The sequence below is a fragment of the Enterococcus sp. FR204 genome, from assembly GCF_031143325.1.
Classification (GTDB): domain Bacteria; phylum Bacillota; class Bacilli; order Lactobacillales; family Enterococcaceae; genus Enterococcus_B; species Enterococcus_B faecium.
This window is the reverse complement of sequence record NZ_JAKZIW010000014.1, coordinates 1-21113: the sequence shown is the minus strand read 5'-3', so window position 1 is coordinate 21113 and position 21113 is coordinate 1. Positions and strand designations below refer to the sequence as shown.

At 38.1% G+C, this 21113-nt stretch carries 19 protein-coding genes and 1 riboswitch; of the genes, 15 read left to right on the top strand and 4 right to left on the bottom strand.

Translation table 11 applies throughout. The features are described 5' to 3' along the window. Nucleotides 1-81 precede the first annotated feature (81 nt). The 4 genes from RG571_RS05330 (at nt 82) to RG571_RS05315 (ending at nt 3377) form a co-directional block, all read left to right on the top strand. Nucleotides 82-858: a TatD family hydrolase gene (locus RG571_RS05330; RefSeq protein WP_308947783.1), complete on the top strand. Its 777-nt coding sequence runs from the start codon at nt 82-84 to the stop codon at nt 856-858. Then, nucleotides 851-1420, top strand: coding sequence for a ribonuclease M5 (gene rnmV, locus RG571_RS05325; protein WP_002339751.1), 570 nt, complete (start codon nt 851-853; stop codon nt 1418-1420). The genes RG571_RS05330 and rnmV overlap by 8 nt, the downstream gene beginning before the upstream one ends. Further along, nucleotides 1413-2297: a 16S rRNA (adenine(1518)-N(6)/adenine(1519)-N(6))-dimethyltransferase RsmA gene (gene rsmA, locus RG571_RS05320; protein WP_002339752.1), complete on the top strand. Its 885-nt coding sequence runs from the start codon at nt 1413-1415 to the stop codon at nt 2295-2297. Before rnmV ends, rsmA begins: the two co-directional genes overlap by 8 nt. Nucleotides 2298-2747: 450 nt before the next feature. Beyond that, complete coding sequence (locus tag RG571_RS05315) at nt 2748-3377, top strand: hypothetical protein (RefSeq protein WP_002319013.1); 630 nt, start codon at nt 2748-2750, stop codon at nt 3375-3377. Between the two features lie 122 nt (nt 3378-3499). On the opposite strand, the gene RG571_RS05310 is transcribed toward RG571_RS05315, so the two are convergent. Beyond that, a complete protein-coding gene (locus RG571_RS05310; RefSeq protein ID WP_002289507.1) occupies nt 3500-4609 on the bottom strand; it encodes an ABC transporter ATP-binding protein in 1110 nt (369 codons plus the stop codon). Nucleotides 4610-4817: 208 nt separating this feature from the next. Between RG571_RS05310 and mgsA the strand changes: the two genes are divergently transcribed. Then, nucleotides 4818-5240, top strand: a complete 423-nt coding sequence (gene mgsA, locus RG571_RS05305; protein WP_002319014.1) for a methylglyoxal synthase — start codon at nt 4818-4820, stop codon at nt 5238-5240. 186 nt (nt 5241-5426) lie between these two features. After that, a riboswitch (THF riboswitch) is annotated at nt 5427-5525 on the top strand. Nucleotides 5526-5562: 37 nt separating this feature from the next. Next, entirely contained in the window at nt 5563-6099 is a 537-nt protein-coding gene (locus RG571_RS05300; protein ID WP_002289509.1) for a folate family ECF transporter S component, read from the top strand. Nucleotides 6100-6138: 39 nt separating this feature from the next. On the opposite strand, the gene RG571_RS05295 is transcribed toward RG571_RS05300, so the two are convergent. The 3 genes from RG571_RS05295 to RG571_RS05285 form a co-directional block, all read right to left on the bottom strand. Then, nucleotides 6139-7902 (bottom strand): ABC transporter ATP-binding protein, encoded by a 1764-nt coding sequence (locus RG571_RS05295; RefSeq protein WP_010723747.1) that lies wholly within the window; start codon nt 7900-7902, stop codon nt 6139-6141. A 2-nt stretch (nt 7903-7904) separates the two neighbouring features. Beyond that, a complete protein-coding gene (locus RG571_RS05290) occupies nt 7905-9620 on the bottom strand; it encodes an ABC transporter ATP-binding protein (RefSeq protein WP_002319016.1) in 1716 nt (571 codons plus the stop codon). 778 nt (nt 9621-10398) lie between these two features. Beyond that, a complete protein-coding gene (locus RG571_RS05285) occupies nt 10399-10623 on the bottom strand; it encodes a hypothetical protein (protein WP_002294014.1) in 225 nt (74 codons plus the stop codon). Between the two features lie 190 nt (nt 10624-10813). Between RG571_RS05285 and RG571_RS05280 the strand changes: the two genes are divergently transcribed. The 9 genes from RG571_RS05280 (at nt 10814) to galU (ending at nt 20836) form a co-directional block, all read left to right on the top strand. Next, a complete protein-coding gene (locus RG571_RS05280; protein ID WP_179189817.1) occupies nt 10814-13591 on the top strand; it encodes a sigma 54-interacting transcriptional regulator in 2778 nt (925 codons plus the stop codon). An 80-nt stretch (nt 13592-13671) separates the two neighbouring features. Further along, nucleotides 13672-14091: a PTS sugar transporter subunit IIA gene (locus RG571_RS05275; RefSeq protein WP_002319018.1), complete on the top strand. Its 420-nt coding sequence runs from the start codon at nt 13672-13674 to the stop codon at nt 14089-14091. Nucleotides 14092-14102: 11 nt separating this feature from the next. Continuing rightward, nucleotides 14103-14573 (top strand): PTS sugar transporter subunit IIB, encoded by a 471-nt coding sequence (locus RG571_RS05270; protein WP_002287114.1) that lies wholly within the window; start codon nt 14103-14105, stop codon nt 14571-14573. 16 nt (nt 14574-14589) lie between these two features. After that, nucleotides 14590-15369 (top strand): PTS sugar transporter subunit IIC, encoded by a 780-nt coding sequence (locus tag RG571_RS05265; RefSeq protein ID WP_002299096.1) that lies wholly within the window; start codon nt 14590-14592, stop codon nt 15367-15369. Next, nucleotides 15356-16177, top strand: a complete 822-nt coding sequence (locus RG571_RS05260; RefSeq protein WP_002339755.1) for a PTS system mannose/fructose/sorbose family transporter subunit IID — start codon at nt 15356-15358, stop codon at nt 16175-16177. Before RG571_RS05265 ends, RG571_RS05260 begins: the two co-directional genes overlap by 14 nt. Before the next feature lie 16 nt (nt 16178-16193). Next, entirely contained in the window at nt 16194-17243 is a 1050-nt protein-coding gene (locus RG571_RS05255) for an SIS domain-containing protein (protein WP_002339756.1), read from the top strand. A gap of 12 nt (nt 17244-17255) precedes the next feature. Further along, entirely contained in the window at nt 17256-18260 is a 1005-nt protein-coding gene (locus RG571_RS05250) for an SIS domain-containing protein (protein WP_002287119.1), read from the top strand. A 632-nt stretch (nt 18261-18892) separates the two neighbouring features. After that, on the top strand, nt 18893-19912 hold the full coding sequence (locus RG571_RS05245; protein ID WP_002287121.1) for an NAD(P)H-dependent glycerol-3-phosphate dehydrogenase: 1020 nt from the start codon (nt 18893-18895) through the stop codon (nt 19910-19912). Between the two features lie 42 nt (nt 19913-19954). Beyond that, nucleotides 19955-20836 (top strand): UTP--glucose-1-phosphate uridylyltransferase GalU, encoded by an 882-nt coding sequence (gene galU / locus RG571_RS05240; protein ID WP_002287122.1) that lies wholly within the window; start codon nt 19955-19957, stop codon nt 20834-20836. Nucleotides 20837-21113 lie beyond the last annotated feature (277 nt).

The window sequence follows — 21113 nt, the reverse complement described above, 5'->3', positions numbered from 1 at the left end:
ACAAGTTCTTCTATTTTGATTTTTGCTACTTCTGCAAGTAGTGCTTATGTGCTAAAGTAAGAATGAAAAGGAGAGATAAACATGATATTTGATTCTCATACCCATTTAAATGCTGAACAGTTCAATGAAGATATTCCAGAAACGATTCAGCGAGCACAAGAAATGGGGGTAACGAAAATGGCGGTCGTGGGCTTCGATACGCCAACGATTGAAAAGTCTTTGCAATTAAGCCATGACTATCCAAATATATACAGTATTATCGTCTGGCATCCGACAGAGGCTGGCAGTTATACGAAAGAAATCGAAAATAAATTACAAGAACAATTGACTTTACCAAAGGTTGTAGCATTAGGGGAAATTGGCTTGGATTATCATTGGATGGAAGACCCGAAAGAAGTCCAAGATAAAGTATTTCGTAGACAGATTGCTATCGCAAAAGAAATGAACCTACCAATCAGTATTCATACTAGAGAAGCACTTGAAGACACGTATCAAATTCTAAAAGAAGAAGATGTTCGAGATATCGGTGGAATCATGCATAGTTTCAGTGGTGATTATGAATGGGCAAAACGATTTCTTGACTTAGGGATGCATATTTCATTTAGCGGTGTCGTCACTTTCAAAAAAGCATTAGACGTCCAAGAGGCTGCAGCAAATGTACCAATCGAACGATTACTTGTGGAAACAGATGCCCCTTATCTGGCACCAGTTCCTTTTAGAGGAAAGCGGAATGAACCAGGCTATACTCGTTATACAGTAGAAAAGATTGCTGAACTTAGGAATCTTCCGACAGAAGAAGTGGCTGCCCAAACATGGACAAATGCGCACCGATTATTTGGTCTAAGCGAACATGGATAAGATGAAGATCCAAGAGATTATAGTCGTTGAAGGAAAAGACGATACAAGAAGGCTGCGGGAAGTAGTTGATGCAGATACGATAGAAACAATAGGGTCTGCAATCAATGAAGAGATCCTGATGCAAATTGAACATGCCCAAGAGACTCGTGGGGTGATCGTTTTTACCGATCCTGATTTTTCAGGAGAAAAAATAAGAAAAATCATTATGGAAGCTGTTCCTCAGGCAAAACATGCTTTTTTGCCGCGCACACAAGCTAAACCAAAGAAAAAGGGAAGCCTTGGTGTCGAGCATGCAAGTGATGCTGCTATTTTAGAAGCATTGAAAAAGGTCGTGACGCCAAACATTTCCCAAACGGCTGTTTCTGAAATCACTAGACAAGACCTTTTAGACTATGGTTTAATAGCTGGGGCACAAGCAAAAGAAAAACGAGAAAAACTAGGTGACGAGTTGCGCATCGGTTACACGAACGGCAAACAATTGGAAAAACGTTTGAAGATGTTTCGTATTACGCCGAAAGAACTCGCCCAAGCAATGAAAATAGTGGAGGAACAACATGAGTGAATATCGTGAAATTGCGACACCCTCTAGAACAAAAGAGATTTTATTGAAACATGGTTTTTCATTTAAAAAAAGTTTAGGACAAAATTTTCTGACTGAACCAAATATTTTAAGGAAAATCGTAGAAACTGCGCAAATAGATGAACATACGAACGTGATCGAAGTTGGACCAGGAATCGGTGCATTGACGGAACAATTAGCCAAGCATGCAAAACAAGTCGTAGCATTTGAGATCGATGATCGTTTGATCCCTGTATTGGCTGATACGATGCAACCCTATGACAATGTGACTATTGTACATCAAGATATTTTAAAGACCGATTTGTCAACAGCTGTTAGAGAAACATTTCATGAGGAGCTTCCGTTAAAAGTCGTAGCGAATTTACCTTACTATATTACGACACCGATCATGATGCATTTTCTTGAATCAAATTTGGTTGTGGATGAACTAGTCGTCATGATGCAAAAAGAAGTAGCTGATCGTATCTCTGCTGAACCAGGAACGAAAGCTTATGGTTCATTATCGATTGCTGTTCAATATTATATGGAAGCCAGTTTAGCATTCATCGTACCAAAAACAGTATTTGTCCCTCAGCCAAATGTAGATTCAGCGATTTTGAAACTGACAAGAAGAGATATACCGGCAGTCGAAGTGACAGATGAAAAAGCATTTTTCCGATTGACAAAAGCGGCATTTCAGCAAAGAAGAAAAACGCTTTGGAATAACTTGCAGCATTCTTATGGCAAAGATGACCAGACAAAAGCATGGTTAGCAAAAAGCTTGGAAACAGCTGGAATCGATCCAAAACGTCGTGGGGAGACTTTGTCATTACAAGAATTCGCCGCATTAAGCAATGCGATGTCAGAAAATATGCAGTAAAAAAAGAGGTTATGACAGAAGTTGTGAAAAAGCTGTCCTGCATCAAGTAATAAGAACAGCCAAACAAAAATAGTTCCTCATGTTTTTCGTTTGTTTGGGCTTATTACCGCAGATGCAAGCTTTTGAACACCGTTTAAGAAAGAGGTTGTGGGCCTGCCGTTTAACTCTAAGTCACAAGGAACAATTTCAAAAAACAGCTTCTCATGTTTTTGAGTTAGTTGGTCTTATTACTTGATGCAAGCTTTTGACCACTATTATGCTGAACAAGGAGATGTGACACAAATTTTGTCACATCTCCTATTTTTGTTTCTTGATCAAAAAATTCTTATACTTGATACTCACACTCATTTTGTATGGATTTAGAAAAGAATATGTGTCTTGACAGTTATTAGTAAGTGAGTTATACTAAGTCGACATTTATGTGTCAAGACATATTAGGAGAGAGAAAAAATGAGAAAAAATTCAGTTCGAAAACTAACGATTTCTGCTTTATTGATTGGGATGGGGGTCATTATCCCAATGGTCATGCCTAAAATCATGATTCCACCAGCTTCCTTTACTTTGGCGTCTCATGTGCCATTATTTATTGCGATGTTTTTTACACCAGGAGTTGCAGTGGCTGTTGCGCTAGGTACGACATTTGGTTTCTTTTTAACAACGCCGGTTATCATCGCATTGCGAGCATTGTCACATCTTGTGTTTGCGTTGATTGGGGCTTGGTACTTGCAAAAGCATCCGAGTATCGTTTTAAAAAATGGACAGTTTACTTTTGCTAATTGGCGTTTCCAAGGGTTCAATTTTGTGATCGGTGTGGTTCATTCTTTAGCAGAAATGCTAGTAGTCAGCATCTTTTACTTTATTGGTAATATGCCTGAAACATATTATTCTCAAGGATATTTTTATACAGTATTCATCTTGATGGGGATTGGTGGGCTCATCCACAGTTTAGTTGATTATAATATTGCTTATTTTATAGCAGGAACACTCAGCAAATATTTTGATATCCCCGTATTTACGGCAGCAAAAAAAGAAAATCGGAAAGAGTCGATTCAAGGGTACGCGAAGAAAACGACATATTAGACATGATCTCTCAAAAAAAAACTCTCATCTAGTAATGGATAATAAATCCTCTAAGATGAGAGTTTTTTGTCCTAAAAAGAGCTGCACCAACATCTTCTGGCACAGCTCTAACAGGGGGCAATTTATGGAAGTTTGATGACTTGTTCTGTTTCTTTATCAAAGAAGTGGCCCTTGCTGATGTTGAAGGCAAGGTCGACTATTTCGCCTGGTTTATGGAAATCTCTTGCATCTACTTTTGAGATGAACTCAGTAGAACCAGTTTTTGTGTAAAGCATCGTTTCAGCTCCAAGTAATTCGGAAACGACAACTTCTGATTTGACTACGGCTTCAGGTGAAGCTTCAAGGGCTACTTGTTCACTGTGGATGTCTTCTGGACGAATACCGAAGATAACTTCTTTTCCTTCATAACCTTTTTCAACTAATACTTTGTTTTTCCCTTCAGGAATACGAAGCTTAAGCCCATGTCCATCTGTGATAACACCATTTTTCAATGTCACATTAAAGAAGTTCATGGCAGGAGATCCAATAAAGCCGGCAACGAACATATTGACGGGTGTATCATAAACTTCTTTCGGTGTACCGATTTGTTGGATAAATCCGTCTTTCATGATAACGATTCGGTCAGCCATAGTCATCGCTTCTGTCTGATCGTGAGTAACATAGATGGTCGTTGTTTCAAGACGCTGGTGAAGTTTGGCAATCTCAGCACGCATGGCTACACGTAATTTAGCATCTAAATTTGATAATGGCTCATCCATTAAGAAGACTTTTGCATCCCGAACGATTGCCCGTCCCAATGCCACACGTTGGCGTTGTCCACCAGATAAAGCAGCTGGTTTTCGTTTCAAGTATTCTGTCAGACCTAAGATCTCTGCTGCATTGTCCACACGTTTTTTGATGTCTGCTTTATCATATTTACGTAATTTCAAGCCAAAAGCCATATTATCAAAAACAGTCATATGAGGATACAATGCGTAGTTTTGGAAAACCATGGCAATATCACGGTCTTTAGGTGCCACGTCATTCATGACTTTTCCGCCGATATTTAGTTCTCCTTCAGAGATATCTTCCAGTCCCGCGATCATTCGCAAAGTAGTTGACTTTCCACAGCCGGAAGGACCAACAAAAACGATAAATTCACGGTCTTTGATTGATAGATTAAAATCAGTTACAGAATAATTTTCTGCATTGTCATATTTTTTATATACGTTTTTCAGAGCCATTTCTACCATAATACGTTCCACACTTTCTTTTTTAGTTTTATTAACTATTTAAAGTATAAATGAAAGCGTTAACTAACCGCAATGTCATGTTGAACAAGAATTTTTTCTTTTTTTTGTCAATGTGCTAGTTTTAAGCTTTAATAAATATCCATAAGAAATAAAAACTGATACACTGGAGTAAATAAGTATGTTAACAATATCAAAAGGAGTGTCTATTATGAAAATCGCTTTGATCGCTCATGACCGAAAAAAAACTATGATGGTGAAATTAGCAACAGCGTATAAAACAATATTGGAAAAACATGAACTTTTTGCTACCGGGACGACTGGGCAGAGGATCACGGAAGCAACCGGCTTGCCGATCCATCGGTTTAAATCCGGACCGTTAGGCGGGGATCAGCAAATTGGAGCCATGATTTCGGAGGATCAGTTAGATTTGGTGATTTTTCTTCGAGACCCGCTGGCTGCACAGCCCCATGAACCAGATGTAACAGCACTTATCCGTTTATCTGATGTCTATGAGATTCCGTTAGCTACGAATATCGGAACAGCTGAGGTGCTACTAAGAGGACTGGAAGCCGGCTTCCTAGATTTTCGAAGAATCGTCCATGAAATAGACAAGCGTCCACTTTCATTTTGATGGATAAGCGTATGGAAAAATAACGTTTAATGTTCGCCTATATGTAGCTATAAAAGCTAAACAAACTGATAATATGCGATATAATACGAACGTATTGGATAATATAAACAATAATATTAGTTTTTCGTATTTGCAGTAAATGTGAAAATATGCTATAGTTTCTGTGGGAAAAGATCCCAAAAATAATACAGAGTAGAAAATAAAGCGTTAAGTGCTAAGAGGATGGGATGTTGCCTCTTGGACGAAGGACGTAATGTTCGCGGTTTTATTTTCGCATTCGCTGCATGATACGATGTAGCAGCTCTTAAAGGAGATGCTAAAAATGAAGAAACACCGGTTAGACGCACGTATGATTGCTATTATGGGCTTATTGATTGCATTGATGGTCACTTTGTCCCGACTGGTAGCAATCGAGACCCCATTTATTAAAATCAGTGTCACATTTATTCCACAAGTGATCATGGGCATTCTTTTTGGTCCTTTTTGGTCAGGGATAGGCGCAGTTTTAGCTGATTTAGTAGGAATGGCCCTCTTCTCGAAATCTGCATTCTTTATTGGATTTACATTGAATGCATTTATTGAAGGAGCAATCTACGGATTCTTTTTCTATCGAAAAGAGATCACTTGGAAAAATGCCATTCTGGCTACGCTTAGTGTCACGCTGATCATCAACTTATTTTTGACACCATTATGGCTTGCGTTGATGTACCATGTGCCATTGTTCAGTTGGGTCGTTTGGGCGCCCCGCCTGTTAAAAACAGTAATATGGTTACCGATTCAATCAATTGCCATTTATTACGTAGGACGTAGTATTCCTTACAAAAAAATTTTAAGAAGTTTAGCGATCCACGCTAAATAAAAAACAAGCAGTCTTCCCATCCCAGAAGACTGCTTGTTTTTATTGTGCTGTGAATTGTGCTTGATAGAGCCGTCGGTAATAACCATCTTTTTGAAGCAGCTCATCATGGGTGCCCATTTCGACAATAGCTCCCTGATCCATCACTAATATCTGGTCCGCATTTTTGATTGTGGACAGGCGATGGGCAATCACAAAACTGGTTTTTCCTTCCATCATTGCTAAGAAGGCTTGTTGGATTTTTTTCTCTGTCAATGTATCGACTGAGCTGGTAGCTTCATCTAAGATCAACATAGGGGGATTACTGATCATCGTTCGAGCAATCGTCAACAGTTGGCGTTGTCCATCTGATATCTTTAACCCTTGACCGCCAATCTTAGTATCTAATTTTTCCGGCAAACGTTCTACAAATTCATACATGTAAGAGGCTTTTAGGGCATCATTGATTTCTGCGTCACTTGCTTCCGGATTCCCAAAACGAAGATTTTCTCGCAATGTACTGTCAAATAGCCAAGTATCTTGTAACACCATTCCAAAACTTTTACGTAATGTATCACGTTGGATAGAGCGGATGTCATGGTCATCGACTGTAATTGTTCCTTTTGTTGTGTCATAAAAACGCATCAGCAAATTAACAAGTGTGGATTTTCCGGCCCCTGTTTTTCCTACTATAGCAATGGTTTGACCTGGATAAGCAGTAAAATTGAAATCTTCGATCAAACGCTGTTTGGGGTCATAAGAAAAAGAAACATGATCAAAAGAGACTTTTCCTTTGATATGTTTGGGTTCCAAGGCATAGGCATCTGGCAAATCAGGCTTTTCTTCTGGCTGATCGATCAAATCAAATGCTCGTTCTAGACCAGAAAAAGCGGTTTGCAGTTGTGTCGTGATTCCAGAAAGTTCGATAAATGGTTTAGAAAACTGACTTGAGTAGATCGTAAAGCTGGAAATCACACCAACAGTGATTGACGAACCACTCTTCAATGCCAATAGGCCGCCAACTAAACCAATCGATAAATAAGCAAGGTGATCTACAAAACGAGAAGACGGGTTTGTCAAGGAAGAAGAAAATTGTGCCCGTTGTCCTTTTTCATATAGATCAGCATTTAGCAGTTCAAATTGCTGTTGACTAGCTTCTTCTTGCTGAAAAGCTTTCACGATTTTCTGGTTACCGATTCGTTCGGTCACAAAGCCCGAGATATCCCCAATAATCCTTTGCTGTCTATCGAAATTTGTTTGTGAAGCACGAGCAACGATCCAACTCACAAGGAAAATAATTGGTGTAGAACAAAGAACGACCAATGTCAGAAGTGGACTTAGACGCATCATAAAAATAAACGAAAGAATGATGATTGCCACTCCAGAAAATAATTGATTGAAGGCCGCAGAAATTGCAATGGAAATATTGTCCATATCATTTGTAAATCGACTGACGATATTTCCGTGGGAGTTTTGATCATAATAACGAAGTGGCAATCGATTCAGATGAGCAAATGCATCTTTTCTTAATTTTGCAACGGATAAGTAAGCTAACCGATTGCTTAACACTTGGATGAGCCATTGACTGACTACGTTGATTAAAACGATACCACCGAATAGAATAAGTAAATGGAACAGTCGATTGAAGCGGACCTGTCCTTCTCCAATCATTTGATCGATACTTTGACCAATTTGTAACGTCATCACAACTGTTGCAATCCCATTGATGATTCCTAGTAGCACAGCTAGCCAAATGTCTTTTGCATAGGCAGTAAGGTAAGGAATGAATCGGCGGAGCGTCTGCAAGGATAATTTTTTTACTTTCATAACTATTCTTCCTCCTGTGATGCGACGATTTCCTGATATTCTGCTGATTGAGCAAGTAATTCTTCATGGGTACCCTGAGCAGCAATCTTACCTTGATCCATCACTAAGATATGATGTGCTTCTTGAATAGAGCGGACACGTTGGGAGATAATAATCACTGTACTGCCAAGATAAGTCTGTAGCGCCTTACGCAAATCCAAGTCTGTTTGATAATCCAACGCACTTAAAGAGTCATCTAAAATCAGTAATGCTGGCTTGGCAATCAAAGCTCTTGCAATCGTCAGTCGCTGTTTTTGTCCGCCAGAGAAATTTTTCCCATTTTCCATGACTTTTGTATCTAAACCATTTGGAAGCTGACGGACAAATTCTTCTGCCTGAGCGATTTTCAGAGCTTCCCAACATTCTTTTTCTGTGGCGTCTTTCTTACCCCATTGAAGGTTTTCACGAATAGTCCCGGTAAATAGTACAGAAGTTTGGGGAACAAGAGCAATTTGCTGACGGAGATGATCCAGCTGCCAAGAACGAACATCCATTCCGTCCATTATGACTGTACCGGAACTGACATCATAGAAACGCGGAATCAATTGTGTCAAAGTCGTTTTCCCGCTTCCGGTTGGACCAATGATTCCAAGGACTGTATTTCGCTTCAGCTGAAATGTAATATTTTGGAGAGAAAGACCAGAATCAGGAGTATAACGGAAGTCAACATGGTCAAAAGCGATAATTGCTTCAGAAGAAAAATCGGGAGTAGTACTGACCTCAGCTTCAAGAATCGAATTTTCTGTGTCTAGCACCTCTTTCACCCGATTTCCTGAAGCTTCGGCACGTGTGAAGATCACGACGAGGTTTGAAACAACGATCAGTGCCAAAAGCATTTGATTCATATAATTGATCAAAGCAAGAACTTGTCCTTGTTGCAAGCTACCAATATTTACTTTGATCCCGCCAACTGTCAGCAAACAGATGATCCCGATATTCATGATCAAGGTTGTAGCAGGTGATAATAGGGCAGAGATATTGGAAACACGTAAATAATTGTTCGCTAGATCATTTGTGCTTTTATCGAACTTCTCTGTTTCTTTTTTTGTCTGCGCAAATGCGCGGATGACACGAACACCGCTAAGATTCTGACTAACGTGTTCATTGAGCTGATCTAGTTTTTCTTGCACTTTTTGGTAGAGAGGAACGGTTTTTTTGATGATAAAAAATAAAATGATTGAGAAAATAGGCAATAATGCTAAGAAAAACAGACCTACTTCCCAGTCGATCACAAAAGCCATGACCACTGACCCGATACTTAAAAACGGTGCTCTGATCAATAAACGAATGACCATTGCTAAAGCTAGCTGAAGCTGATTGATGTCGTTTGTCATTCGGGTGATCAAGGTATCTGTTCCAAAATGATTCAACTCGTTGTGAGAGAAAGTATTGATTTTTTTGATTAGCTGATTACGTAACTCTGTACCAAATCCTTGTGAAGCTACTGAAGCATAGTATTGGCAAATGATAGCACAAATCAGACCAATCACAGACATAGCGACCATCCATAAGCCCATTTCAATGATTTTTCCTCGGTCATTCATTTTTAGTCCATTATCGATCAAGGAAGCCATCATTAAAGGCAGGACAAGTTCGAAGACAGCTTCAAGAAATTTGAAGAACGGGCCCAAAATGATTTGCTTACGATAGTCTTTTGCATAACGTAATAACTGAATCATATGATTCCTCCTATTATTTATTTGTCCACAATTGAAAAAACAAGTACTACCACATTGTAGCTTAGGAAATTTAGAATGAAAAGAGAACAAGCCTTTTCATAAATGAAAGTTTTATTATGAAGAAGCTTTAGAAATTGAATAGACTATTTTTTTTAAAAAAAAGAAAATGAGAAAACATGCCAGTCTCTTCATTCATAGGAACGTCTATTTTACTTAATTTTTCTATAAATGAATTCTGCATAAAAAATATATCAAGTAAATGTTTATAGACGAAACTCTATTTACTTTTTTTTTAATTTGTTCTTGCAATCTTTTTTGCTACGTAATTTTTGTAAAAAAGTGGGTTGAGAGAAATCTAATTGATTTTCAAAGAAGGAGTATGAAAATGAGAAAAATATTTATTCGTTTATTGTGGGTACTATCTTAGAGGAATAAATAATAGTGGAGAAAACTATGGTTTGGCGCAGATTCTATCAGGTTTGATGGAACGAAGACAACCTCCCGACATCAAGTCAAAAGCTACTTGAGATTTTGATCTGAAAATAAAAAAAGAAAACAAGGTAGGAACATCAATGTTTCTACCTTGTTTTCGTAATCAATGGGAAAAAACTAAGAGTGGTGTACGTAATCAATAAAAAGGATGGTGACAACAGTACCTCTTTACTCTCTGAAAGCATCATAACTCGTTTTTCCTCATTATGCCAATAAATTGTTGTTATACCACATATAAGGATTTGCAATAGCTAAAAACAGACAGGAAAGTTGAAATCTGTGAATCTTATTTTGTATGGAAGGATTTATAGAACGCAAAAATCAAGATAAAGATGAATAAAAATCCTGTTTCGGCTATATATTGCGTATCTACGCCAATAAAACGAGTTTGTTCTGTCATAGCCATATAAAGCAAAGGCAAAAATACAACTACAGCGAGATAAGATCCGATGATTTCTCGAAAAGTTTTCCAGGAAGTATGTTTCCTGTTTTTATATTTATCCGATTTCATTGAATAGTCATAGCCTCCTTATTCTTTCATATGTTGAAATTCCAGTATAAAAACTGGAAGGAACTGTACGTTTTTTAGAATAAAAATTATAAGGGATAAGTAGGCTGCTGTCTATAATAAGATATATTTTTCAATTCTTTATTAAAGATTTTATTGACAAAATGAATCCGTTTTCTATGATGGAGGAGGGGTGAATAAGTTGTTGAAGAAGGAAATTTTATGTTACTTAGAGAACCAGACAGCCTTTTTCGATTTAGAACATATGAACGAGGTCTTTACAGCACAAAGGTTAGCTGATCATTTTGGGGTAAAAAGAAACACAGTCAGTCATTATTTGAACCAGTTAAATGATGAGCAACTACTAGTCAAAATCAATTCTCGACCAGTGATTTATTTCCACAAAGAAGCTTTTGAAAAACAATTTTTTAAGTTACGCACGAATTTTTATTTTTCTATCGATGATCTCAAAGAGGAACAGCCTTTTTTCGCGCAACCAAAAGACTTATTCTCTTTTATGATCGGATACGACGCCAGTTTGAAAGAAAGTATCGAACAAATCAAAACAGCTCTTTACTATCCAGATGGCGGATTACCACTTTTGATTACAGGCGAAAGTGGCACAGGTAAAAGTTATTTAGTTAATTTGGTCTATCAGTATTGTCTGCTTCATGATCTGCTAGAAGATTCTGCACCATTCATCACTTTTAATTGTGCACAATATGCAGATAATCCTGAACTTTTGACTAGCAATTTGTTTGGACATGTTAAGGGAGCGTACACTGGTGCAGAAGAAAATAAAAAAGGGGCTTTTGAAGCAGCAGATGGTGGGATCTTGTTTTTAGACGAGGTACATCGCTTAACACCAGAAGGTCAGGAAAAACTGTTCACCTATCTTGATCAAGGTGTGATTTATCGTATGGGAGAACCTAATTTGTCACGCCGGATCAAAACACGTCTCTTTTTTGCTACGACTGAAGAGATTACTAGTCATTTCTTAACAACTTTCATTCGAAGAATACCTATCCGAATCGAACTACCTGCACTTAATCAGCGTAGTCGTAATGAACGGCTAGAACTGATTTACTCTTTTTTTCTCGAAGAACAAAGAAAAATGGGGAGCCCTTTGTCAGTCAGTGGACCAGCTTTGTCACTTTTAACAAGTCAGAAATTATCCGGAAACATAGGAGAGCTGAAAAATATCGTCAAAGTTTCAGCAGCAAAAGCATATGCTGAACAGCGTGAACAGCCTGAAATCCATGTCACGATCCATCATTTGCAAAAAGAACTACTTGCGCAGCCTATTACTAAAAATACAGCACAGCAAGGAATCTATATTACGCAAGACCAGACCTTAGAGCAATTAATGGAGAAGCAACAGCCCGAACAGCAGCGAATCGTTAAAAGTTTTGAGCAAATCCTACTTGATTTCAAGAAAAATAACTGTCTGCTATATTCTTGCGAAGGAAAATTAAAGCAAGAAGTGATTCAATTATTTGATTTTTTGCTGTTTGAGACCAGTAGACAAGAAAAACACGAGCTGCTGGTTTATTGGACACAATCTATCCGAGAGACCTTTCGACAAATGGAAACTGCCTATCAAATCAAATTCGATGGAAACAGTGTCTATGCCTTGAGTTACTATCTCTATCAGCGAAGCACTATCAAATGGTTACCGGAAGAACATGATATTATCCAACTAATCAAAGAATTAGAACAACAAGTTTCTCAGTCTTATCCATCTAGTTATCACTATGTCCAACGAATTCTGGAATTAAGTAAGATCAAATTAGATATTGAAGACACAAGTATGGATCGGATTTTACTGACGATCTATCTAAAAAAAGCGAAATGGTCAAAAGAAAAACGACTGCCAAAAGCGATGATTGCTGCTCACGGTTATGCAACTGCTAGCAGTATGGCAAATGTAGTAAATCGTTTATTACAAGAGGATCTATTTGAATCATTTGATATGCCACTAGATGTCACACCACAGCAGATTGCTTCAGAAATCCTTGATTATTGCGAAAACAGCGATGTTTCAAATGGATTGATCATATTAGTAGACATGGGATCTCTGAAAGAAATCCATCAGTTTTTTAAAAAACAGTTATCCGTACCGCTTTTGATTTTGAATAATGTGACGACACCTTTAGCAATCACAGTAGGGGAATGCCTGCAAAAAAATGTATCATTAGAAGAGATAGCAGAAGAGACTGTTCGACAGATCCAGCCAGAATGGCGACTGCTCTATCCAGAGGAAAACAAACCCAAAGCACTCATTACTACTTGCTTCACTGGAATCGGTACGGCGGTCCACTTAAGTGAACTGCTAGAAAAAAGCTTACCTACGGCTTGTCAGTTGAAAATCATCCCATATGAATATCAGCAATTAAAAGATAAGAAAAACAGTGACCCATTATTTTCCATATACGAAGTCGTAGGAATGATTGGCACCACAGATCCTGATATCACCAATATCGAATATCTTTCATTAGAAGACCTCATCTCGGGGGAAAAGATGTCTGTACTAGCTGAATGGTTGGACACTACTATGAATGCTTCAGAGAAGGAAATATTCAATCAGCGCATCATTCGTAATTTTTCATTGGAAAAAGTACTGGATTCCGTGACTATTCTAGATACAGAGAAGGTGATGGGAGAAATCGATCATTTTATGAGAGAATTAGAGGTGCAGTTGAATCGAAGCATCAGCAATCCCAAAAAATTAGCGTTGTATGTCCATGTGAGCTGTCTCATTGAACGATTGATCCGACAAATGCCAATCGAAACCTATCAAGGATTAGAGAAATGGAAGCAGTGTCAAAAAGAAGGGTTATCTGCTATTAAATCTGCGTTTAGTGTCATTGAAGAGCATTATAGTGTCATGATCCCCAATTCTGAGATTGCCTATATCTATGATATTTTGAGTGAAGATACAGAGTTTCTCTCGATAGAAGAAGAATTTTGAACATAAGCAAGTTGTTGCCACTAATTTTGGCATGCAACTTGCTTTTTTAGTATGTGTAAGTGAAAAGAGGAGATGAAAAAGTGGATAGAGAAATTATCTTAGCTTCCCATGGAAAATTTGCTTCAGGGATATTAGATTCATTAGAGCTGATCTATGGGAAAAATCATTCTATTACTGTATTGGATTGCTATACTGATGAGAATTTTGATTTAGCGGAAACAGTAAGGCAGCTTTTTATGAGGTACAAAGATAAAGAAATCATTGTTCTGACGGATCTTTTTGGCGGAAGTGTCAACAACGAATTCTTACAATATATCAATCAGGATCATGTCTATCTCGTTGCCGGATTGAATTTGCCACTCTTGATTGAGCTAGTATCTCAGTTGGACGCTGAAGTAGAGACAACTGTTTTGATCCAGCAGGTGCTAACTGATTCAAAAAAAATGATCCAGTTTTGTAACGAGCGGCTCAATCAGAAAATAGAAGAAGACGAATTTTAGGAGGAAGAAAAATGATTGTATTGACAAGAGTCGACCATCGGTTATTACACGGACAAGTAGCTTTTTCATGGACACAAACAATAGGTGCAGACTGTATTTTGATTGCTAATGATGATGTACCTACGAATGAGATACGAAAGACAACGATCAAATTAGCCAAGCCACAAGGAGTCAAACTAGTGATCAAATCAATTGATGACTCGATTGCCGCGTTGAAAAGCGGGGTGACAGATAAATATAAGTTATTCATCGTAGTGGAATCGATCGAGGATGCATATAAGCTGGCAGAAGCGTATCCAGAAATCAAAACCATCAACTTAGGAGGGATCAAGGCAAAACCTGGTACTCGCAGCATCGGAAAAGCGGTAAATATTTTACCAGAAGAGGAGGAACGCTTGAAACGATTAATTGACAAACAAATAGAAGTAGAAATCCGTCAAGTACCAGCAGATAAAAAAGTGGATGTAAGAGAAGTTTTGTAAGAAAGGAAGAACCTCAATGATTGTACAAGCAGTCTTATTAGGAATTGTTGCATTTGTCGCACAATCAGAATATGCACTAGGGACATCGTTGCTTTCTCGTCCGATTGTGACGGGGCTGTTTACAGGAATCGTGTTAGGTGATGTAAAAACTGGGATCATTATGGGCGCAACTTTAGAGTTAGCATTTATCGGATCGTTCTCAGTAGGTGCTTCGATTCCACCTGATGTTGTGACCGGTGGGATTTTAGGGACGGCTTTTGCTATTACAGCTGGAGCCGGTACAGAAACCGCGCTTTTACTAGGTTTGCCGATTGCTACGTTGACATTGATATTGAAAAATATTTACTTAGGGCTTTTGATTCCAATTATGAACCATAAAGCAGACAGTTATGCAGAAGAAGGAAATTATAAAGGAGTCGAGCATATGCACTTGCTTGCCGGTATCGGTCTTTCCTTGATGCTTGGTGTTGTGGTAATGGTTTCTTATATGGTGGGAAGCAATACGATCGGAAATCTATTAAATATGATTCCTGACTTCGTTCAAAAGGGGTTGTCAGTAGCTACAGGGTTGATTCCAGCTCTTGGTTTTGCGATGCTTGCTCGTTTGCTGATCAACAAACAAGTTGCACCATATTTTTTCTTAGGTTTTGCTATAGCTTCTTACTTAGAGATTCCTGTGACCGGAGTAGCTATTTTTGGTGCGATTTTAGCAGTTGTGGTAGTCAATATTATGAATGTCCGTCAACTACCACTTCAAACAACTGCAGGGGAGGTAGAAGAAGATGAAGAATTCTGAGATCAAAAACAGCAAAATAACGAAAAAAGAGCTAAATCACGTATTTTGGCGTTCTTTTCAAATGGAGTTTTCTTGGAATTATGAACGTCAGATGAATATGGCTTATGTTTATGCAATGATTCCGATTTTGAAAAAGTTATATCAGTCGAAAGAAGAAATGGCAGCAGCTTTGAAACGGCATCTAGAGTTTTTTAACACGACCCCACATATCGTTACACTGATTTTAGGAATCACGGCTGCAATGGAGGAAGAAAATAAGGATGATCCTGAATTTGATGTGACTGCGATCGATAGTATCAAAACATCTTTGATGGGGCCTCTTGCAGGGTTAGGAGATTCTTTCTTTTGGGGAACTTTGCGATTGATTGCCACAGGTGTGGGTACCTCTTTAGCCATGCAAGAAAATATTTTAGGCCCTATCTTGTTCATTTTGATTTTCAATATTCCGCACATTCTGTTTCGCTATCTAGCAACAGGTTGGGGATATCGCTTAGGAACGGGTTTTTTGAAAAAGATCCAGGCAAACGGTATGATGGAAAGTTTGACATTAGGCGCGTCTATTATTGGACTGATGGTCGTTGGAGCAATGACTGCCACGATGATCACCATCAATATTCCTTTAAAAATCGGTTCAGGAGAAAATGCTGTGACTGTTCAAAGTATTTTTGATGATATCGTTCCAAATATCTTATGTCTTGGAGCATTTGGCATAGTGTTTTATCTATTGAAGAAAGAAGTGAAACCATTAACGATCTTGATCGGACTAGCTTTCTTTGGAATTTTTGGTTCGTGGATAGGGATTTTTTAAAAAAGGAGCAGAGAAAATGTTTACGATGCAAGATTATATCTATGAAGAAAAGGAAGTACTAAGTACGATCTTGAAAAAGAATGATTTTTCGACAAGAGAACATATGAAAAAAACAGTGAATTTACTGATCTTAGCAACGGGTTCATCTTATAACGCTTGTTTAGCAGCGAAGCCAGCATTGGAATCTTATGGTGATCTTACTGTCGATATTCAAGAACCTTTTTATTTTTCCCATTATGGAAAACTTTCTCCTTCAATCGATACTGTGATTGCTGTGTCACAAAGCGGGAAAAGTGCTTCTACTGTTGAAGCAGTAAAAATGATACAAAAACAAGGGTTACCTGTTGTTGCTATCACAAATGACGTGCAAAGTCCACTTGCTTTAGAAGCTGCACAAATTATTGATTTAGGTGCCGGGGTAGAATCAGTAGGCTTCGTTACAAAAGGCTATTCTGCGACTGTTTTACAGTTACTACTCTTAGGGATAGGAATTGGAATAAGTAAAAATAAAATCAGCAAAAAAATAGAACAAGACTACATGCAACATTTGCGCAAAATAATCAACCATTTACCAGCGATTATTCAAAAAACGGAAGAATTTTTTGATGGATATCAAAGTTTATTTCGTTTAGCACAGCGTTTCGTCACCATTGGATATGGTCCAAACTGGGGAACAGCTAAAGAAGCAGAGACGAAATTGACTGAAACAATCCGCGTTCCGTCACAAGGATTTGAGTTAGAAGCTTATATGCACGGCCCATACCTGGAGGCAGATGCTTCGCATTTGCTATTCTTTATTGAAGGGGAAAGTGTAAATAAGGAACGTTCGCAAAAGTTGCAAAGATATATGAGTCGGTACGTTGGAGAGACTCTCACCATTACCACAAAAAAAGCAAGAAACGAGAAAACACTTGGATTAGCAATAGAATGTGATGAATATCTGTCTGTATTAGCGCTTGTCGTTCCGTTTCAACTATTCGCTTATAAAACCGCAGTAGCTAAAGGTATTGACTTGAACAAAAAGATTTTTGAAGACTTTGATACAGTCTTGAAAAGTAAATTATAAGAGGTGGAAATCATGCTGAAATTCAATGAAGAAGAACAAATCAAAGCAATAAAAGGCGCACTAGCTTTACGTCCGCAAGTAGAAGAAATCATCGATAAACTTTATGCGGAAAAATTTGACGCTGTCTATTATCTAGGAATCGGTGGAACGTATGCTTCCTCGATGCAAGCTGTCACTTATATGAATGGGAAAAGCAACTTGCCTGTCTTTGTACAGCATGCTGCAGAATATTACACTACTGGAAACAAAAGATTAACAAAAGATTCTATCGTTATTTTGTCCTCTGTTACCGGTACAACTCAAGAAGTAGTGAAAGCAGTAGAACAAATCAAGAAAGTAGGAGCGACACTGATTGGATTTATCGATAAAGCGAACAGTAAGTTGTCTCAGCTATGCGATTTTGTGGTCACTTATCCAGCTCCTGGAACAGAACAAATCAAATTTTTTATGGCAGCAGATCGATTGATGTATTTGAATGGAGAATTCGAAGCTTATTCAGAATACTATGAACAGCTCGAACGTTATTTACCAACAGGGTTAGTGGAAGCAGAGAAAAAAGCAGATGCATTTGGCTTATCATTTGCAGAAAAACATCGACGTGATAGTATGCATTATTTTATTGGAGCAGGGAATCAATGGGGAGCTGTTTATTCATATGCCATGTGTTACTGGGAAGAACAAAGCTGGCTTCCATCGAAATCTATCCATGCTGCCGAGTTTCTTCACGGGACGTTAGAGATCGTAGAAGAAACAACCCCAGTCACATTATTTTTAGGCGAAGATGAACAGAGAGTGTTATCTGAACGTGTGGCTAAACTTTTGCCAAAAATTTGCAGCAATTATACATTGATAGACACAAAAGACTATCCAGTAGAAGGTATCAGTGAAAAATATCGCGGACGTGTTTTGTCTTTCTTATTGATGCATGTAGTGACACAACGCATCGATGCTCATGTGGAGCAGTTGAACTGCCATCCATTAGAGATACGCCGCTACTATCGTCAGTTTGATTATTAGGATAGACTGGATAAAAAGAATATAAAAAATAAAGAGAGCAGCGATAACTGCTCCCTTTATTTTTTTAAAATATTGGCATCAATTACGTTATAAAACACATTTTTTGCATTATCTACAGTTCAACTTATAATCTGTTTAATGGGACATGTGGGTGCCAACCATTTTTTGTTATGCAATAGTACTATTTTGTTGTTGCATGGATCCGTAGTAAAAGTCCAAGTACAACGAGTTGCGCCAGTTTACATAGCGTTTTGTATCCAGAATGTTGACTAAAACAAAAGTTCCTATGTCAACCGTAAACAGAGACAATCTGTCCGTTGCAGGACCTGACAGATTTAGAAATGTTCAATCTGTCTCTTATGTATTTTAAATCAATACTCACTAGGAGAAGTTTCCTAACCTCCTAATAGTAATGCTGGTAGTAACATTGTCAAAACTGCTTCCTCTTAGGAACAAGCAAAGCATAACGAGTGTAAAAATAAAATGTAGACTATTGTAACATATCATTGATTATTTCAAGTAAAAACGATAAAAGAAGTAAACAAACACTTAAAAACAATGGAAATTAGTCCCAACTTTAAGAAATGTATACTATAATGGAAATTATCAATTATTTATTTGGAGGAATATCCATGAAACAAAAAATCGCAGTTCTTGGTCCTGGATCTTGGGGCACTGCTTTAGCACAAACATTGGCAGAAAACGGGCATGATGTCCGTATTTGGGGAAATGTACCTGAACAGATTGATGAAATCAATAAGTATCATACAAATCAGCATTTTTTACCTGATTTGACGATCCCAGAATCGATTATCGGATATAAAGAATTGGCAGAAGCAGTGGATAACGCAGATGCTATTTTATTTGTTGTTCCAACAAAAGCGATTCGTTCAGTCGCACAGGAACTTATTGGTAAAATGAATACTAAGCCAATCATTATACATGCAAGTAAAGGACTAGAACAAGATACGCATAAACGAATCTCAGAAGTTTTGGCTGAAGAAATTCCAGAAGAAAAAAGACAGGCAATTGTTGTATTATCTGGTCCTAGCCATGCTGAGGAAGTGGCAGTACATGATATCACAACAATTACAGCTGCAAGTATTGATCAAAAAGCAGCAGCCTATGTACAAAAACTGTTCATGAATGATTATTTCAGGATTTATACAAATAATGATGTGATTGGCGTAGAAACTGGTGCAGCATTGAAAAATATCATTGCAATTGGTGCCGGCGCTATCCATGGATTAGGATTCGGAGATGATGCAAAAGCAGCAATCATGACTCGAGGATTGGCAGAAATCAGCCGTCTTGGTGTCGCGATGGGTGCCAATCCTCTGACATTTATCGGTTTGAGTGGTGTGGGGGACTTGATCGTTACTTGTACAAGTGTTCATTCTCGCAATTGGCGTGCCGGTAACTTGTTAGGACAGGGACATAAGCTGGAAGAAGTTCTAGAAAACATGGGAATGGTCGTTGAGGGTGTGGCAACGACAAAAGCAGCAGTAGAGCTAGCTCAACAGCTAGGTGTTGAGATGCCAATTACTCAAACAATCTATAATGTTTTGTATAATGGAGAAGATATCAAAAAAGCAGCAAAAGAAATCATGTTACGTGACGGAAAAATGGAGAATGAATTTTCTCTTCGTTAAATAGATGAGCAATAGTTAATCGTCGTTTAGGAGGAACAGTAAGTGAAGGTCAAAAAAGCAGTCATTCCTGCCGCTGGGCTAGGAACACGTTTTTTGCCGGCAACAAAAGCCATGGCAAAAGAAATGCTTCCAATCGTGGATAAACCAACGATCCAGTTTATTGTGGAAGAAGCATTGGATTCGGGAATCGAAGATATCTTGATCGTAACGGGAAAAGAAAAAAGACCCATTGAAGATCACTTTGATGCAAATATCGAATTGGAAAACAATTTGCGGGAAAAGGAAAAAACAGAATTACTCGCTTTAGTTGAAGAAACGACTCAAGTCAATCTTCACTTCATCCGTCAATCTCATCCAAGAGGACTGGGGGATGCCGTGCTTCAAGCAAAAGCATTTATAGGAAATGAACCGTTTGTCGTCATGCTGGGGGATGATTTGATGAAAGATGATATCCCATTGACTCAACAATTGATGATGGATTATGAAGAAACACAAGCTTCCGCTGTTGCCGTCATGCGTGTACCAGAAAATGAAACATCTAAATACGGAATTATTGATCCTAAAACAGATAGCGAAAAGGGTCGTTGCAGAGTAAAAGGGTTTGTAGAAAAACCTGAAATGGGAAAAGCACCAAGTAATTTAGCCATTATCGGACGTTATCTACTGACTCCTAAAATATTTGAGATATTAGAAACTCAAGAACCAGGAGCAGGAAACGAGATACAGCTAACGGATGCACTTCAGACTCTTAACCAGACAGAGGCGGTCTATGCGAGAGAGTTTAAAGGAAAAAGATACGACGTAGGCGATAAGTTAGGATATATGAAGACAAATATTGAATATGGACTTCAACATTCGGAAATTGGGACTTCATTAAGTGCATATATTATCCAGTTGAGTAAAAAGCTAAGAACAGAAAGTTAACTGGAAATAAGTGGCCTGCTGAGAATGAAAGGCTATTTGTTATTAAAGCGGCAGCTTGTGCGTCATTTGCGCAACTGTCGTTTTAGTTTTTTGACTCTAGATCAGTTGAGTCGTGGAAAACGAAAGATAGAAAAAGACTTTCGTGAATAGATTCAGAAAATATTCTGCTAATGGTTTAATTTTTTTTTAAGTTGTATAAAAGAAAATGATTACATAAGAGAAATGAAAGCCAAGCCAGAAGATTCATAGTAGAATAAAAAGGCGAATTTTTTAATTA